This is a genomic window from Candidatus Nealsonbacteria bacterium, from assembly GCA_019923605.1.
In the GTDB taxonomy this organism is placed as follows: domain Bacteria; phylum Patescibacteriota; class Minisyncoccia; order Minisyncoccales; family CSSED10-335; genus JAHXGM01.
The window spans coordinates 1-16,370 of the sequence record JAHXGM010000008.1 but is presented as its reverse complement, the minus strand read 5'-3'; the positions used below and the strand labels follow the sequence as shown (position 1 = coordinate 16,370).

At 35.1% G+C, this 16,370-nt stretch carries 17 protein-coding genes, 1 tRNA gene and 1 pseudogene; 2 read left to right on the top strand and 17 right to left on the bottom strand.

What is annotated here, in order from left to right; translation table 11 throughout:
- Positions 1–16: 16 nt before the first annotated feature.
- From KY054_01870 to KY054_01855, 4 genes and pseudogenes are all read right to left on the bottom strand, one after another.
- On the bottom strand, positions 17–757 hold the full coding sequence (locus KY054_01870; GenBank protein ID MBZ1356501.1) for a hypothetical protein: 741 nt from the start codon (positions 755–757) through the stop codon (positions 17–19).
- A 173-nt stretch (positions 758–930) separates the two neighbouring features.
- On the bottom strand, positions 931–1,911 hold the full coding sequence (locus KY054_01865) for a winged helix-turn-helix transcriptional regulator (GenBank protein MBZ1356500.1): 981 nt from the start codon (positions 1,909–1,911) through the stop codon (positions 931–933).
- A 210-nt stretch (positions 1,912–2,121) separates the two neighbouring features.
- Positions 2,122–2,273: pseudogene (locus KY054_01860) on the bottom strand (virulence RhuM family protein).
- Complete coding sequence (locus KY054_01855) at positions 2,266–2,436, bottom strand: hypothetical protein (protein ID MBZ1356499.1); 171 nt, start codon at positions 2,434–2,436, stop codon at positions 2,266–2,268. The pseudogene KY054_01860 and the gene KY054_01855 overlap by 8 nt, the downstream one beginning before the upstream one ends.
- A gap of 168 nt (positions 2,437–2,604) precedes the next feature.
- Between KY054_01855 and KY054_01850 the strand changes: the two genes are divergently transcribed.
- Positions 2,605–3,879 (top strand): ATP-binding protein, encoded by a 1,275-nt coding sequence (locus KY054_01850; protein ID MBZ1356498.1) that lies wholly within the window; start codon positions 2,605–2,607, stop codon positions 3,877–3,879.
- Positions 3,880–4,048: 169 nt separating this feature from the next.
- Here the strand turns inward: KY054_01850 and KY054_01845 are convergent, their stop codons facing one another.
- The 13 genes from KY054_01845 to KY054_01785 form a co-directional block, all read right to left on the bottom strand.
- Positions 4,049–6,460, bottom strand: a complete 2,412-nt coding sequence (locus KY054_01845) for a heavy metal translocating P-type ATPase (protein MBZ1356497.1) — start codon at positions 6,458–6,460, stop codon at positions 4,049–4,051.
- A 4-nt stretch (positions 6,461–6,464) separates the two neighbouring features.
- Complete coding sequence (locus KY054_01840; protein ID MBZ1356496.1) at positions 6,465–6,977, bottom strand: DUF2318 domain-containing protein; 513 nt, start codon at positions 6,975–6,977, stop codon at positions 6,465–6,467.
- 5 nt (positions 6,978–6,982) lie between these two features.
- Positions 6,983–8,608, bottom strand: a complete 1,626-nt coding sequence (locus KY054_01835; protein ID MBZ1356495.1) for a sulfite exporter TauE/SafE family protein — start codon at positions 8,606–8,608, stop codon at positions 6,983–6,985.
- Between the two features lie 2 nt (positions 8,609–8,610).
- Entirely contained in the window at positions 8,611–8,880 is a 270-nt protein-coding gene (locus KY054_01830; protein ID MBZ1356494.1) for a metal-sensitive transcriptional regulator, read from the bottom strand.
- A 218-nt stretch (positions 8,881–9,098) separates the two neighbouring features.
- Positions 9,099–9,794, bottom strand: coding sequence for a nucleotidyl transferase AbiEii/AbiGii toxin family protein (locus KY054_01825; GenBank protein MBZ1356493.1), 696 nt, complete (start codon positions 9,792–9,794; stop codon positions 9,099–9,101).
- On the bottom strand, positions 9,791–10,408 hold the full coding sequence (locus tag KY054_01820; protein MBZ1356492.1) for a type IV toxin-antitoxin system AbiEi family antitoxin domain-containing protein: 618 nt from the start codon (positions 10,406–10,408) through the stop codon (positions 9,791–9,793). The genes KY054_01825 and KY054_01820 overlap by 4 nt, the downstream gene beginning before the upstream one ends.
- Before the next feature lie 80 nt (positions 10,409–10,488).
- Complete coding sequence (locus KY054_01815; GenBank protein MBZ1356491.1) at positions 10,489–10,965, bottom strand: virulence RhuM family protein; 477 nt, start codon at positions 10,963–10,965, stop codon at positions 10,489–10,491.
- 97 nt (positions 10,966–11,062) lie between these two features.
- Complete coding sequence (mnmA, locus tag KY054_01810; GenBank protein MBZ1356490.1) at positions 11,063–12,130, bottom strand: tRNA 2-thiouridine(34) synthase MnmA; 1,068 nt, start codon at positions 12,128–12,130, stop codon at positions 11,063–11,065.
- A gap of 35 nt (positions 12,131–12,165) precedes the next feature.
- On the bottom strand, positions 12,166–13,449 hold the full coding sequence (locus KY054_01805; GenBank protein ID MBZ1356489.1) for a nucleotidyl transferase AbiEii/AbiGii toxin family protein: 1,284 nt from the start codon (positions 13,447–13,449) through the stop codon (positions 12,166–12,168).
- Positions 13,442–14,059 (bottom strand): hypothetical protein, encoded by a 618-nt coding sequence (locus KY054_01800; GenBank protein ID MBZ1356488.1) that lies wholly within the window; start codon positions 14,057–14,059, stop codon positions 13,442–13,444. Before KY054_01800 ends, KY054_01805 begins: the two co-directional genes overlap by 8 nt.
- Before the next feature lie 145 nt (positions 14,060–14,204).
- Complete coding sequence (locus KY054_01795; GenBank protein ID MBZ1356487.1) at positions 14,205–14,600, bottom strand: iron-sulfur cluster assembly scaffold protein; 396 nt, start codon at positions 14,598–14,600, stop codon at positions 14,205–14,207.
- Between the two features lie 4 nt (positions 14,601–14,604).
- The gene (locus tag KY054_01790) at positions 14,605–15,777 is read right to left on the bottom strand and encodes a cysteine desulfurase (GenBank protein MBZ1356486.1); all 1,173 of its coding nucleotides are present in this window, start codon (positions 15,775–15,777) and stop codon (positions 14,605–14,607) included.
- Between the two features lie 2 nt (positions 15,778–15,779).
- Positions 15,780–16,178 carry an Rrf2 family transcriptional regulator gene (locus KY054_01785; GenBank protein ID MBZ1356485.1) on the bottom strand — a complete coding sequence of 133 codons (399 nt, stop codon included), beginning with the start codon at positions 16,176–16,178 and terminating at the stop codon, positions 15,780–15,782.
- 104 nt (positions 16,179–16,282) lie between these two features.
- Between KY054_01785 and KY054_01780 the strand changes: the two genes are divergently transcribed.
- Positions 16,283–16,369: transfer RNA gene (locus KY054_01780), tRNA-Leu, on the top strand.
- The last annotated feature ends 1 nt before the right edge of the window (position 16,370 follow it).

The following is a 16,370-nucleotide window of genomic DNA, read 5'->3' as shown; positions in this document are numbered from 1 at the left end:
TTTATCAATAGCTTGCTTATTCTTGCAAAATACCTTCATCAAGTATTCTTATTAAAGGCTCCTCCCACCCAAACATTGTTTCTCTTTCCAAAATCTTCTCAAACGATTTAATGCAATTGCAGTCAATTTCCGTATATTTCGTAAGCACATCAACAACCTCGTAGATAAATCCTCCGACCGTACCGTCAGAATCATCAACTCCGCCAGAAAGTTTTCTATCAAGACGCAGAAGCAGATTTACTAATAAATCCGCAGTCTGCTTACTAACGGGCAGTTCGGAAATTAAATAAGATAAGCGGTTACATCCTTCTTGTAAAGAACTCTGATAGCTAAACCAAATACGAGATGGCCCTCTGTACGCTTTAATATAGCTCATCGCCGATGTAATCTCTTTCTTGATAGCAGATACTTCTTCTTTGGTTAATTCCCCTATCCGACCACTAAATATTAATTCGTCGGTTACTTTTTGATCCTCTTCTGTTAGTTGCTTTCCATCCATAACTGCATAAATTGCCACAGCTATCATATGTTTACAAAGTATTTCTTTTTGTCCAAGATAGCAATTACATTCTCCTCGATCATAATTTCTCTCTGAGACAAAAACATCGTACTGCTTTGTGCCCAAAACAACCGCCGAAAAAACACGGCCACCTTTTTGAAACTTCGTTACTTTCCCACCTTGGTAGAGATCAACTCCTCGCTCAAATGTAGCCTTGTCTGTTCCAAATTTTATTTTCTTTAAATCATACTGAATCATTATTGTTTTTTACCATGTCAGTGCGGATTTACGCAAGATAACGCATTAAATCATCTAAAATCTGACTATTTCGGTATTGGTTAAATCATTTAATTTCTAACCGAAATTAAGTATGATGGACACGCAATCAAGATATCAGTATCTAAAAGAATTAAGAACAGAATATTTTAAAACTAGACTTCGCTAATTACGTCGAACCCCTTAAAACTTCCTGTTACCGCAATTCCTACCACCTTTTTAGCAATTCCCCTATTCTTAATTTGCCTAGCTGTTTCATTCATAGTTGCTCCAGAGCCAACAGCATCGTCTATTAGTAAAATGTTTTTATATTTTATTTTCTCTGTCAAAACAATAGTTTTTTCTGCATTCTCAATTCTATCACCAAGCTTACTTAGTGTTTTTTGAGGAACAGTTATTTCTGTTTTTATTTTTTCTATTTTTATTCTTCCTATACTTAACTTCAACCCTTTTTCAAGCTCACGCATAATTTGAACCTCTCTTTTTACTGTCCATGGGATAAAGCCAACTGCATCAATTCTATGGGTTTTAACTATTCTTTCTATCTTGGGCTTAATCATTTCTATAATCTCTTTTATTATCTTCTTGTTTCCACTTTGTTTTCCATAAAGGAGGAGCTGTCCAAGTTTGGTTTTTCCGAACCTTTCAATGTTATAAAAATCTAGGTAATAAACATCGTCCAAGAAAACTTCTTTAAAAGTATTTTGAAATTTATCATTTCCCTTGATGACTCCCTCTTTTTTATATTTGTTATATTTTTCAAAAGTTTTAATATAATCATCAGCTATCTTACTAATATCTAGATTATTCTTATTACACCAATAGATAAACCCCTCTGCCCCCTCTTTTCTTTCGCCACTAGGGGTTATAATTAAATAATTTTCTTCAATAATTCTTTTATTTCTATCAGATAGAACAAAGAGATTCGTTATATGAGCTGATTGATTTTTTTTTATTAAATAAAAAACTTTTGGCGGTTTACCTGCTTTATAAACAATTCCTTCATCTAAAAGATTTTTAAGTTGTTTTCTTACCGCCCGATCGCTAATATTCAAAAAATCAGCGAGTTCTGATCCACTGGCTTGCTTATTTTCTTTAAGATAATTTATTATTTTATGGCTTGTTTTCTTTTCCATATAAAGTAGTTCCTAGTTCCTAGTATACTAGGAACTAAACACGTGTCAAACAAACCCCCCACACAACTTTAAATGGCCATCCTCCTTATTATGCTCCCAGGATTAGTCAAAGTTCAAGCCAGTTTTGAAAATCCAATTATTTTCTTTTCCTAATAATAACAATACTAATTTAGTCATCTTATCTTTTTCTCTAGGATTACTTTCCGCTTTTCACTGTGTAGCTTTTTTAGAATCTACTCTATATCCAACAGATAAAACAACATCTAGGTTGTAGTAATCAACTTGATATTTTTTCCGTCATCAACAGTTGTTGCAATTTTTGCAACAACTGAATTTTTATTAAACTCACCCGAATTAAAAATAGTTTTCTTTCCTTGAAATTTCTATATCATCAGGAGTTAACAATACCGAAAAATCTGCATTTTTCTGCATTCCAAAAGATGGTGTATGAGAAAAACCCACATATTCTATCTTTTTACCTTTATATACAACATCAATTTCAGGGTTGTTTTGTGTTAGAAACAAGTTTCATTTCAGGGTTGTTTTGTATTGGACAAGACTGCCCAGATCTCTCTGCACTTTAACCTTGTTTTTATATTAGATAAGATTATGGCTTGCTTTTACTTATTATACATATTATACTGTTTATACTATGCATAAAAAGAATAAAGTGCATAGTACGATATAAATACTATGCTAAAAGCTACAGTTTCCAAGCAAAAACAGGACAGGGACAGGCTTCTCTCTCTTTCTTACGTAGAGCGTACCAAAGAGAAAGACGCTCAAAAGCTGATGTCTTCTGACCTCATAAAGGTCATTCTGGGGCCGCGTCGAGCGGGTAAATCTGTCTTTGCCTTAATGCTTCTCAAAGCTCATAATTTCGCATACTTTAACTTTGACGATGAATCACTCCCCGGAGAAGAAAAGATTGACCTTGATGAGCTTCTTTCGGAGCTCAAGCAAGTATATGGAGATACTAAATATATTCTCTTTGATGAAATACAGAATCTTCCTAATTGGGAACTATTCGTCAATCGCTTACACCGATTAGGCTATAATTTAGTGCTGACCGGATCTAACGCTTCCCTACTTTCAAAAGAACTCGCTACACATCTCACTGGAAGGCATATTCCAATAGAAATATTGCCATTTGATTTTAGAGAAATTTTGAAAGCTAGACAGTACGAAGTTTCGGCCGACAAACTTTTATTGCCCGATGAAAAAGCAAGACTTCTTGGATACCTAACTCAATATATGGCAAACGGTGGTTATCCGGAGATTGTGACGAAAGATGTCGAGCCTCGGGGCTATCTTGACGTGCTGTTTGACGCAGTTCTTTTTAAGGATGTAATTAAGCGACACAAAGTCCGCTTTTCTACGCAAATTGATAGTCTCGGATCCTACCTTATAAACAATGTTTCTAATCCGTACTCTGCAAGAAAACTTGCCAATGTTCTAGCCTTTAAGAGCGATGTCACTCTAGCGAAATACCTCGGCTATCTTACCGAGGCATATTTGATTTTTTCTTTGGATCGACATTCGACGAAAGTCAGCACCAGAATACAATCATCAAAGAAAGTATACGTAGTGGACAATGGACTAGTAACCGCAAAGGCAGTCCAGCACTCCCCTGATACCGGCAAGCTCATGGAAAATCTTGTTTTTACAGAACTAGTAAAACGAGGTAATCGAACCGGTCGCGAATTATTTTATTACAAAACTCGCAATGACCGAGAGATAGATTTTGTAGTTAAAAATGGATATCAAGTAATGGAACTGATACAAGTCTGCTATGACCTGACGAATCCCGATGTCGAACAGAGAGAAACGAAAGCATTATTTGAAGCAGGCAATGAGTTAAAAGTAAAGAAAATAACTTTGCTCACGTGGCACGAAAAACGGGAAGTAGAAAAAGACGGTAACGTAATACAGCTCAAGCCATTATGGGAGTGGCTACTTGAATTCTAAGTTTTAAATTTTAAAATAACTTTTTCCATCAAATCATAATTTAGGACACAGGATCTCATTTATGGTTATTCAAGAGGAAGATTTAACTCAATCTAGACGATGATATGCAATGAAGAGGCAGAAATATCGCCCCCCCATTAAACATATTATAGGGTAACTGCCGACAAATCTATATCTTAGCTTTCTTCAATCTAAGAGAATTAAGCACCACGTTCAATGAACTCAAAGCCATTGCTCCTGCCCCAATTATTGGATGAAGTAACCCAAAGACTGCAGCTGGAATAGCAACAGCGTTATAAAACCATGCCCAAAAGTAGTTCTGCTTTATCTTCTTAAAAGTTTCATTCGATAGCTTGATAGCTGATACAACTCCCCCTAAATCACCTCTTATTAAAATAATGTCAGCTGATTCTATTGCGATATCAGTTCCGGTCCCAATTGCAATTCCGACATTGGCCTGTTTTAGAGCTGGTGCATCATTTATTCCATCCCCGACCATAGAAACGGTTCCGAATTTTTCTTGAAGCTTCTTTACTTCATCAACCTTACCATCGGGCAAAACCCCTGAAATCACATGGTCTATTCCAACCTTTTGAGCTATTGCCTTAGCTGTACGTTCATTATCCCCCGTTATTATGGCAGTACTAATTCCCATTTCTTTAATCTCTTTTATCGCCTCTTCAGATCCTTCTTTTATAGTGTCAGCAACGGCAATAATTCCAGCAACTCTTCCCTCTATTGAAACTATCATTGCCGTCTTTCCCTCAATCTCAAGCTTCTCCTGATCTTTGTAATAGTCTTTATTATCAATACCCTTCTCCTCCATCAAGGCTCTGTTACCAATCAAAATTTCTTTATCTTCAATTTTACCAACCACTCCTTTGCCTGAAATAGATGAAAATCCTTTAACATCAGCTAAATTGATTTTTTTTGACTTGGCTCGCTGAACAATTGCATAAGCCAAAGGATGTTCTGATAAATACTCTATTGATGCGGTGTAAAAAAGAATATCATCTTCTGAAAAACCGGCATAAGAGATAATATCAGTTACATCAGGCTTACCCTTGGTAATAGTTCCCGTTTTATCAAAAACAACTACCGAAACATCTTTCATTGTTTGAATTGCCTCTCCGTTTCTTATCAATATCCCTCTTTCAGCTCCAAGCCCTGATCCAACCATTAAAGCGGTAGGAGTAGCAAGGCCTAGTGCACAAGGGCAAGATATAACTAGAACTGCAGTTGTTGCTAATATCGCTAGAGTCAAAATAGGAGCATCTAAGGTCGTCCAAGGGAAATTGAAAAATTCAGCTATTGATAAGTGAAACTCAGGAAAAATCATCCAAGATGCAAAAGTACTAATTGCTAGAACAATAACTGCTGGAACAAAATACCCAGTTATCTTATCTACAAATTCTTGAATCGGAACTTTACTACCCTGACATTCTTCAACTAATTTTATAATTTGCGAAAGAAAAGTATCTTTCCCTACTTTAGTAACCCTAATCTTTAAAAACCCTTGTTTGTTAATAGTTGATCCAATTACCGCATCGCCTTCTTTTCTGGTAACAGGTAAGGATTCCCCCGTTGCCATTGATTCATCGATATAGCTTTCTCCTGAAACCACAACTCCATCAGTTGGAATCTTTTCTCCCGGCCTGACAACCATTACATCATCAATCTTTAATTCCTCAACAGGAATTTCTTTCTCTTCCCCATTTTCAATAATCCGAGCATTTTTAGCGCCGAGTTCTATAAGCTTCTTAATAGCTGAACTTGCTCTTCCTTTAGCTCTTGCTTCAAGAAATCTTCCGACTAAATGAAAGGTTAGAATAGAGGTGGCCATTTCAACAAAAGTTGTTATATTAGGATAAATGAATCCCAAAAAACTCAAAAGATAAGGAATCAAAGTTCCCATAGTAACAAGGGTATCCATATTAGGACTTAAGTTCCTAACTGAACGTAAAGCGCTTTTGTGAGTATCCCAACCAGCAAAAAATATTACTGGGAAAGCTAGAATTACGGTTATAATAAAATGGTGCGGAATCGGAACAAACATCATAACCATCATTAAAGTCATGTTAATGCTGCCAAAGAAAACTGAGAACCACATTTTAAATGATGCACTCTTCAATTCTTCACCTTCTGGGTCCTTCTCTTTTTCATCAACAACACTATATCCAGTCTTTTTAATAATACCCTTAATTTTACTCAAGCCAACCAGAGCTGAATCATATTCTATTATCGCCTTACCACTAGCGTAATTAACACTAGCACTCTTAACACCATCAATACTCTTAAGTCCTTTTTCAATCTTTAAAGAACAAGAAGCGCAATCCATTCCCGATATTTTAAGGGTAATGGATTTAATATCGCCCGCCTCAATAATCTTGTAATTACCCGCCTCAGTTATTGCTTTCTTGATTTCTTCATCTGAAACGTTATCAGATTCAACAGAGACTTTACCAGATACAAAGTTAACACTGGCCTCCTTTACACCACTAATTTTCTTAAGGGATTTTTCTATACTCAACGCGCAAGAAGCGCAGTCCATTCCCGATACTTTGAATTTTTTGTTATTCATATGTTTAAAATAAATAAGAAATTTCTTCTAATTTCTCCGCTTCAATCCTAATTATGCCATTTTCAGCCTTAATATCAGGATCAATAGGAGCAGGATTACATCCTCCTTTCTCGGTCGCAATCCTATTTAAGGGATATCTGTTTCCGCAATTATTACAAACAATTTCATCGCCTTCTTGCCTAAATCCGGTTCTAGCAGAAAAACAAACCTGACATTCATTGGCTGCGGCACGATAAACTCCTTCACCATCTCTTGCGATAAAGAAATATACCTTTTTCCCAGAAAGATCGGTGTTAAAGAAGCGAACTTCATTTTTCTCTAAATCAGAAATATCTATCTCCGCTAATCCATTAGCTAAATAGACTGTTTCTCCCCTTTCTCCTTTGTATTCCTGTTTGGACTCTTGAAGATAAACATCGTTATTTTGATTAACTACTTCTTCATTCTCTTGAAAGAGAAATAATAGAACGATTACTAACCCGAGAATTAATATTGGTAATATTTTTTTATAATTCATATTTTTTAATTACATTGATAATCTTCCTCTAAAAAGTTACAAGAACTTGCCGGAATATATTCTATTTCAGAATCCTCCCCAGAGCTCGGACCAACTACCTCTATAACCCCAGAAATGTGTCCCATCCAGCAGCTAAAAATGTATCTTCCTGGTTTTTCGGGAGTAAACTCTTTAATACTGGTCTGACCCGGAGTAAGTTTAATCTCGCCATCAAAAAGACTTCTTGAAATTATGGCATTAGTACAACCACTAGTTCCCTTATCCTCTATTTCCCATCTTACTGGAATCCCAACCTTAACCTTGAAATAGTTTGGCTTGTATCCAAAAGCCAGGGCATCCATTTTAATTACCTGCTTTCCATTTATAATTGGTGGAAATCCTGGTTCACCACCTATAGCCCTAAAAGAAGCATTGCCTAAACTAGGAAAACCTAAAACATTTAACTGGGAGTTTATATTATAAAATGCAAAGAATAAGACTAAGATTCCGGCTATTTTAATAAATTTATCTGAAGCAAACTTAATACTACTTAACCCAATTATAAAAAGAGTAGGCGCGGTTCCTAAGGCAAAGAAAAGCATCATTAACGAAGATTGTAACGGGCTCCCCGAAAGTAAAGCCAAGCTCTGAACGGTTACCGTAAAACCGCAAGGAAGAAAGAATGTTGCAGCTCCTATAAAAAAAGGCGTGTTCTTTTTTTTCTTACCCATTCCAGTATTAATATAGTTCATAGCTCCCCTAGGCAATGAAAAACGATATGAATTTAGCCCTAACATTTGAAGCGCTAAAATTATCATTGCTAAAGAAATTATAATTACAAAGATTGAAGTGAAGGCAATTGAAAATTGCAGTCTTGATCCCAAATATCCTAGGAAAAATCCAAAAAAAGCAAAAGAAACTATTCTGCCCAGGTTAAATAAAATTATGGGTTCTGCCCTGCCTATGAATGTTTTTTTATAAGAATAATTCTCTTGCCATTGCTTTGATATTGATAAAACTATTCCTCCCACCAAGGCAAGGCAGCTTGAAAGGCCGGCCATAATTCCAAAGATAAAAAATAATGGTAAAGATGATGAAGCAGTTATATTAACAAGACTACCTAATCCAAGCCTACTTAAGCCAAGAAAAACTAGAATTGCCACTGTAGCAACTAAAAAAACATTGACCAAGTCTTTTGAGCTCAATTTTTTCTTTTCCGAAACAGGCTCTTCAAAGAAGGTGTATCCCTCTTCTTTAAAAAGATTATTTAATAAGGAAAGTGAAGGTCTTTCGCCTTCATAACTTAAAACAACTTTATCAGTTGAAGCATCAACTGATTTTACATTATCAATTTCAATTATTTTCTTCTCGATAATAATTTCACAAGAAGAACAATGAGTCCCCTTAGTAAAATATGTATGCTGAAAAACTAATGGAACTTCTTCGATTTTCCCAGTCTTAAATCCAAGATCTTTTAAATTATTTAAAATTTTATCCTCAGAAATCATTTCTTCTTCAAAATCAATAAAGACATAAGTACCCTTAACATCAACGTCAATGACGCCCTTTAAAAGGTCCACTTCCCTCTTGATAAGGTCCGAATCATTTTCTGACTTAATTCCTTCAAGGTTAATTTTTATTTTTTTAAACATATTTACTCTTCTGTTAAAATTCCTAAAAGCTCCACTATTTTTTCTTCTTGATTCTTCTTATCTTTTCCTTCAATTGCTGAAACTATGCAGCAATTAAGATGATTAGCTAAAATCATTTTATTAACCTTCTTAATGGCTGACGCTACTCCCTTTTGCTGAGTGATGATATCAACACAATATCTATCTTCCTCTATCATCTTTTTAACACCTTCCAGATGACCCTGGATATAATTCATTCTTTTCAGAATGTCTTTTTTAGTATATTTTTCCATAATTATTATTTTACATTAAAACCCCCTATAAGGGGGTTCTATCATTTAGTAAATTAGTTGTCAATGGGTTAGCTCCTCAAATCAGTCGCACAATGGATTAAGTTATTCAAAACATTAAAAATTAGCATTCAATTCTTTTTGTTAACAATAAATTCCCCCGAGAATTAATATAACCCCCATAAAAATCAAGACAAGCAATTTAGAAGGATAACAATAGACTATTTCTCGCTCTCCATGCGGGCTTTTAATAAAAAAATGGTTTCTGATTTTAACTTTGACCGAGCCCAATCTTTTTGCAAATCGGTTAATGATTCTCCTAAACCGACCAATAAATTACGATCTTTTATTTTTTCCATTTCATCAACGCATTTTTGTAAAGCCTCTCTAAAAGAAACACCGGATCGTCTTTCTACAATTTCTTTATTAATCGGCCAGTTATTATTTAGAAAATACCAAACATCATAAATATCCCGACTGGTTTTGCCGACTCGTTCCAGCATAGCCATCAATTTATGGGCGAACATATCTTCCTGCACCATAACCAACATAGAGATGCCCAATAATGTCTTTACCTCATATCTTGAACTGAAATCCCGCCTATTAACTTCAATCTTTATATTCTGCGATTTAATATCATGGGAAATAACATTTAATAAATTAAATTTCTTGACCCTGGAATCAATCACTTTGCCGTAGTTACCTGCTATTTTTCGGATTTTGTGAAAAACAATCTGCTGTTTACTTTCATCCAATAAATCAAAATCCAAATCAAAAGAATCTCTACTCAAACCATAAAAAAAATAAGCAGCTGTCCCACCCTTAAATCCTAAATGAGGAGAAATAGAAGTATCGGAATAAATATCTTTTAAAATTTGCAACAAGATATTTTTGTGCTTGGCATAATTAATTGTCATATATTCTCAGGATTAATCGCCTGCTCTTTTTTATAGTAATTAAAGTAAGATTTAACTTTTTTCTCCATTCGCTTATTATGATAAATCGGTAAAATCTTAAAGACCCTATCCCAATCTAAGATATCTAAATTATCAAAATGATAATCTTTACTGATATAAATTCTATCCAAAAAAGCCCTTTCTTTAGTGGCCATGGCGACATTGCCATTTTGCTCAATACCAATGGTGTCGCTTAATACATAATTTTTCATGCGGATATAAGATATTTCTTGTCCATCTATTTTAATATCTCTGGTAATATATGAGGCAACAAAAATAGTATCATATTTTTGAAAGTTTATTCCGGTCCGAGTTAAAACCGTTTCAAAGCTGATATAAGAGGGGGTATAAATTCTAGTGGCCAACTCTAAACGATCATAGTTTTTATCTTTAGCATAAAAACCCCGACGTAATCTTATTAACTTGCCGGCTTTAGCGTATTTATTCAATCTCGGCGCCACTTTTCGTTCTTGTTCTTCGCCCCACAACAAAACCACGTCTTTTACAGAAAAAACTGTCTTGGGAGATCTTAACAAAACATCTAAATATTCACCTTTTGTTGGTTTTTTGTCCATATGTTTACTGTTATACACCTTAAAGGTCACTTCCAGTATAAATTATAACGAAAAGACTGTCAAATAACTACTTGGTTACCTTAACTCGTGTCACCCTCATATTCTTTTTTCTCAGAAAAAACAGCCCTTACATTCGATATCGCTTCCATAAAGCTTTGATAGTTCCTACTAATCTGCTTTTTATTAATCGTATAACCCTCGAGTAGGTGCTGTTTAAGAGTTTTTGTTGCCCAAATGCGAAACTGTGTAGCTTCTTTGGAGTCTACTCTGTATCCAACAGATAGAATAACATCCAGGTTGTAGTATTCAATCTCACGTTTTGTTTTTCGGCTTCCTTCCATCTGAACTGTTGCAATTTTTGCAACAGTTGGATCTTTTTCTAACTCCTTTGATTTATAGATGTTATTAATATGTCTCGAAATCACCGACTTATCACGACCAAATAAATCTGCTATCTGATTTAGCGAACCCCAAACAGTGTCCTTTTTAAAGTCACCCCTGAATTCAATTTTCCCTGTTTTAGATTGATATATAATAGTTTTATTTTTTTCTTTCATAACATCATTTTACTAAAAAACCGCCTTAATTAAAAGGTGGTCTTTAGAGTTACGAGGTGCTTTTTGACCGAAGCTCAAACCTATTTATTTAGGAAACCTACTCACAGATGACTCCCCCTCCAATTAATTCTATGCCTTTATAAAATACTGCTGATTGCCCTGCGGTTATTGCTTTTTGGGGAACATCAAAGATGATACTATTCTTTCTAATCTCAGCCAATGCTGGTTTGTGGCCATATCGTATCTTTACTCTTGCTCGAATAGGAAAATCAGGCTCTTTTCCTGAAACCCAGTTAACCTGATCAAGGAATACCTCTCTAGAAAGAAAGTCCGATTCATTTTTACTTACGATTAAATAGTTTTTCTTAATATCTTTCCCAACAACAAAATATGGTCCACCAGAAAGACCTAATCCTTTTCTTTGTCCAATGGTATAAAAATATATCCCTTGATGGTTCCCCAATTCATTACCATCAAGATTAATGATTTTACCTTTTCGTTCACCTAACCTTTCTTTTAAAAATTCAGCTACTGTGCTCTTAACAAAGCAGACCTCTTGAGATTCTTTTGCATCAAAAGTTGGTAAGTTATATTTCTTCGCTAGCTCTCTGGTCTTCTCTTTTGTATATTCTCCCAAAGGAAAAAGAATCCGATCAAGCTGTGTCTGATTTAGTCTCCATAGGAAATATGACTGGTCTTTCTTAGGGTCTTTTCCTTTCAGAATCCTGTTTGTCTGATCTTTTTTATCCTTTCTGATGTAATGACCGGTAGCAACATAATCAAATTCTAGAGCAAGGGCTTTTTCTAAGAATAATCCAAACTTAATTTCTTTATTACAATCAACGCAAGGATTAGGAGTAATGTTTCTTTTATATTGATCTACAAACTTAGAAACTATTTTTTTTCTAAATTCTTTACGCATATCAAAAGAATAAAAAGGTATGCCTAAAACATCTGCTACTGCCTTGGCTCTATTCCTTGATTCAAGAGAGCAACATCGGTTATCTTCAGCCTCAAGATTCATGTATCCACCAACAACATCAAATCCTTTTCTTTTTAAAAGAAGGGCTGCAACTGAAGAGTCAACTCCCCCGGACAAACCAACCAAGACCTTTTTTTTAAGAAGGCCGTTAAATTGCTTGTTTTTATTCAAAATTCTGGCCATATTTATTTCGTGAATTTATTGAGCATAAGAAAAGCTTATTTCAGCCAATCATCAAAGTCACCCTTGATTAAATCCTCCCTCCGAAGAACAATCTGTTCCTTCTGGTTTAGGTTATCAGCGGTTACGCGAATAAGTTTGGTCGTTAATGTGTCGCCAACAAGCTCATGATTAGTTTTCTTCAGATAGGCTTCAATCTTCTCATAGAATAGCGAGGCATATTCTTTCTGCTTTTTCTCCAATGTCGGATGACTACTATCCGATAACTCGATGTTATCACTCACAATATTATTAATTGCAAATGACGCCTCAATATCCTTAAAGATAAACCAGCGCTCACTTAAATTACATATGATACGCACATAGTCGCCCTCTTTCGTGTTGTACTCAAAAACGAAGGAAAAAACATCGGTGCGAAAGTCTTCAAAAACGCGAACCCTTTCAAACTTTGAAACTATCCTAACCTTATATTCATCGCGTAGCTGAAAGAAAGTATCGCGCCAACTTTTAATCCAGTTAGTTACATACCGAGAATCGAAAAAAAGAGGGGTGATATCTTTTTTTAAATTTTCATCACTTACGTTACTCATTTTCACCGTGAGTTTAGTGAAAAGTGTCCGATAATCTCTCGCCTCCTCAACTTTTTTTGCTTTCAGATAATCAAGGTCAGGAACTATTTTTTTGCTCATATACCAAAGGAGATCGTAGATATCGCGTCCTTTTTCTTCGTATGTCTCTTTACCTACACCACGTGTCCCACGAAGGAAAATGGCAGCAATTTTGCTCGCCATCAGAGAAGAGAGATTATAGGTCAGTATCACAAATGACAACTGCCCATGATTCTGCGCTATACGCTCTGTCACCACACCAGAAGCTGGGACAAACTGGTTAAGATCTATTTTTACGTGAATCCATTCGGAGACAGAACCCTCAATCAAATTACCAACTCGAAATTTAAGCACTATGCCCCGGTTGTTAATAATGCTAATTTTCAAAAATTCAGAATCAACACCATATACTTTCAAAAAATGTTTTCCTGCCTCTTCCATAAGTTCGTTAAGAAAATCACTATTAACATCATTACTGACCTCAAAATCTAAATCAACAGACATACGATCAAGGTCATAACAAATACGAAGTGCTGATCCGCCATACATTATCCATTTATTATATTCCGGATGATGGTAAATAAAATCTAAAACATAAAACTGTAATTCTTCCTTAAGAGCATTAATCCTTATATCCGGATCGGTAATACTAAAGCCGTAGGCTGAAAGACCATCGAGCTTACGTTTTAGAATTGTTGAAATCTGCTCACTCATGACAGTATTTATTAATCATCAAATAAAATTTATCCTGCTCATCCCTACTCATCTCATCAATATCTATTCGTAGTTCTGAAATCATTACTTTTATCTGTTCTACTGAAAGGTTATTAAACTGACGAGTTCTTAAATAGAGTAAATCAAATAGTGCCTTGGAAGGAGAAGCTATATAGAAGTCAAACTTTCCTTTTGTCAAATAAAAATCTGTGAAAAGATCTTTACTAATTGACTGATAGGAAAAATTACCAGCCTTCGTATGGTATTCTTTTGTTACCTTAAGAGTAACCGAGGTGATGGAATAAATTGATTCTGTGGCAAGATTATAATGCTGGAGTGCCGCCCATGAACTAATATACGAAGGGGTCCGAATAACATTAGCGAGATAAAATGAATAAGAAACATCGTTCCTGTTTTTATCAAAAAAATCATTAGAGACATACAATCCTCTCTTGAGCTGAACAATATCTTTATACTTCAAAAAACGGCTAATATATACATTAATTGTAGAATCCTTGATCCCCAACTGCTGGCCAAACTGAACAACAGTATTTTTACTGAAATGGGGCAAGGGTTTAAGCTGTTCTAATAGATTGCTTTTACTTTTCATAGTATAACAAAAGTGTATCATATTAGAAACGCCCCTGTCAATAGACTTAAGGCTAGGTAGTATTAGTGGTACCTAAAAGACCGCTTTCGGGCGGTCTTGGTTTAAATCAAACGATAATACTACTTTTGACCTAAAAGTAAGGTCCTTATTCAGAGGAGTCCTGCTTCTTCTTTTTCTTTTCATAATTAATAATGGCACTCTTTAATCCTTCTTGAGCTAAAGTAGCACAATGAATCTTTATCTTTGGAAGATCGCCCAATTCTTTAACAATATCTTCGTAAGTAATCTTTAAAGCTTCTTCAGGGGTTTTACCCTTGGCCATTTCACAGATCACATCAGATGTTGCAATTGCGGCTGCACAACCTAAGGTATGAAACTTAACATCAACAATCCTTCCCTTCTCTAGCTTGATATAGAGCTTCATTAAGTCTCCACACTTTATATTACCAACCTCTCCAATGCCATCAGCACCCTTAAGAGTCCCAAAATTCTTGGGCTTTATAAAATGATTTATTGCTTTTTTTGTATAATAGCTTTTCATAGTTTTATCTCCCTGATATTTCTCTTAATCTTTCAATAATACCCGGCAGCACCTTAATTAATTCATCTACTTCTTTTTCTTTAGTTTTTCTTCCCAGAGTCACCCTCAAGCTGCAATGAGCTTCTTCTTGTGAAAGACCAATCCCCATAAGCACATGAGATGGCTCTAAACTATTTGAAGAACAAGCTGACCCGGTAGAAGCAAAAATACCTTTTTGATCGAGAGCCATAACAATACTTTCCCCTTCTGCTCCCTTAAAACTAAAATTAGCGTTATTAATCAAGCGATCTGTTTCGGACCCATTAAGTCTTGCTCTTGGGATTTTTAAGACTTCTTTTATAAGCTTATCTCTTAATTTTTTAATACTTTTTTGTTCCTCTTTATTATCAGAAACTAGACGAATTGCCTCCCCCATTCCAACAATACTAGCCACATTTTCAGTTCCTGGTCTTAATCCCTGTTCTTGACCTCCTCCATAGATAATAGGCTTAATTGGAGTTCCTCTTTGAACATATAAAACACCTATTCCTTTTGGACCATAAATCTTATGACCGCTAAAACTTAGCATATCTACTCCTAAATCGTTAACATCGCAATTTAAGTAATTTGATCCTTGAACAGCATCGGTATGAAAGAATATCTTATTCTTAGCTTCTCTTTTTTCATTAATCCTTTTTATCAATACGCCTATTTCTTTAATCGGCTGAATAGTTCCTATTTCATTATTGGCATACATTACAGAGACAAGAACAGTATTAGCTTGAATACTTTTCTCAACATCAGAAACTTGAACAATTCCATTCTTACCGACTGGAAGATAAGTTACTGACGCCCCCTCTTTCTCTAAGGCACGACAAGTTTCCAAAACTGACGGATGCTCTATTTTAGAAGTTATTACATGGAGATCTTTTTTAGCTAATTTTTTTATCAATCCCAAAATAGCCATGTTATTAGCTTCTGTGGCTGAACCAACAAACAACACCTCATCGGCTTTAGCTCCTAAAAATTCGGAAATGATTTTTCTTGAATTGTCTATACCGAAAAGAGACCTTTGTCCTAGGGCATAAATTGAAGAAGGATTACCATAGTTTTCTTGAAGATATGGCAACATTTTATCAAGAACCTTCTTATCTATTGGAGTTGTAGCTGAATAGTCTAAATATATTTCTTTTGCCATAATTATTCTTTAGTTAGATCATATAATGTTATTGAATCTATTGTTTTTTCCATAGATTCTTGAAGTTTCTTCCAAAGACCTATTGTTTTGCAAGACTTCTCTTTAGAACAAACCCCTTTAGCTCCAATACATTCAACGAGTACTAATTCTTCTTCTAACGCTCTCATTATCTCCCCTACTTTTATCTTCTTGGTAGGCTTAGAAAGAGCATAACCCCCTTGAACACCTTTTTTTGAATCAATCAATCCACTTTTTTCTAACTTAGAAAATATTTTTTCTAAATAACTAAAAGGAATCTTTTCTTTTTCAGAAATGATGCGAAGAGAGCAAAATTCAGATTCTTCGTTTGCCAAACAAACCATTGCACGAAGTCCGTATTGTGATTTTTTTGATATTTTCATAATCTTAAACCAGACTAATTTAGTCGGCATTAGTATAGCAAATGGTGGAAAGATGTCAATTTATAGTTTACAATCTCCTCTTTTTCAGTAGAATGGTGATATTAGCCCAGGTGGTGGAATTGGTATACGCGGCGGACTCAAAATCCGCTGGTGGCAACACCTTGAGAGTTCGAGTCTCTCTCTGGGCACCAA

Bases quoted from the DNA above. Each gene is read 5' to 3' on its own strand.
- KY054_01870 (MBZ1356501.1), bottom strand. From the start codon at position 757: ATGATTCAGTATGATTTAAAGAAAATAAAATTTGGAACAGACAAGGCT.
- KY054_01865 (MBZ1356500.1), bottom strand. From the start codon at position 1,911: ATGGAAAAGAAAACAAGCCATAAAATAATAAATTATCTTAAAGAAAAT.
- KY054_01850 (MBZ1356498.1), top strand. From the start codon at position 2,605: ATGCTAAAAGCTACAGTTTCCAAGCAAAAACAGGACAGGGACAGGCTT.
- KY054_01845 (MBZ1356497.1), bottom strand. From the start codon at position 6,460: ATGAATAACAAAAAATTCAAAGTATCGGGAATGGACTGCGCTTCTTGC.
- KY054_01840 (MBZ1356496.1), bottom strand. From the start codon at position 6,977: ATGAATTATAAAAAAATATTACCAATATTAATTCTCGGGTTAGTAATC.
- KY054_01835 (MBZ1356495.1), bottom strand. From the start codon at position 8,608: ATGTTTAAAAAAATAAAAATTAACCTTGAAGGAATTAAGTCAGAAAAT.
- KY054_01830 (MBZ1356494.1), bottom strand. From the start codon at position 8,880: ATGGAAAAATATACTAAAAAAGACATTCTGAAAAGAATGAATTATATC.
- KY054_01825 (MBZ1356493.1), bottom strand. From the start codon at position 9,794: ATGACAATTAATTATGCCAAGCACAAAAATATCTTGTTGCAAATTTTA.
- KY054_01820 (MBZ1356492.1), bottom strand. From the start codon at position 10,408: ATGGACAAAAAACCAACAAAAGGTGAATATTTAGATGTTTTGTTAAGA.
- KY054_01815 (MBZ1356491.1), bottom strand. From the start codon at position 10,965: ATGAAAGAAAAAAATAAAACTATTATATATCAATCTAAAACAGGGAAA.
- mnmA (MBZ1356490.1), bottom strand. From the start codon at position 12,130: ATGGCCAGAATTTTGAATAAAAACAAGCAATTTAACGGCCTTCTTAAA.
- KY054_01805 (MBZ1356489.1), bottom strand. From the start codon at position 13,449: ATGAGTGAGCAGATTTCAACAATTCTAAAACGTAAGCTCGATGGTCTT.
- KY054_01800 (MBZ1356488.1), bottom strand. From the start codon at position 14,059: ATGAAAAGTAAAAGCAATCTATTAGAACAGCTTAAACCCTTGCCCCAT.
- KY054_01795 (MBZ1356487.1), bottom strand. From the start codon at position 14,600: ATGAAAAGCTATTATACAAAAAAAGCAATAAATCATTTTATAAAGCCC.
- KY054_01790 (MBZ1356486.1), bottom strand. From the start codon at position 15,777: ATGGCAAAAGAAATATATTTAGACTATTCAGCTACAACTCCAATAGAT.
- KY054_01785 (MBZ1356485.1), bottom strand. From the start codon at position 16,178: ATGAAAATATCAAAAAAATCACAATACGGACTTCGTGCAATGGTTTGT.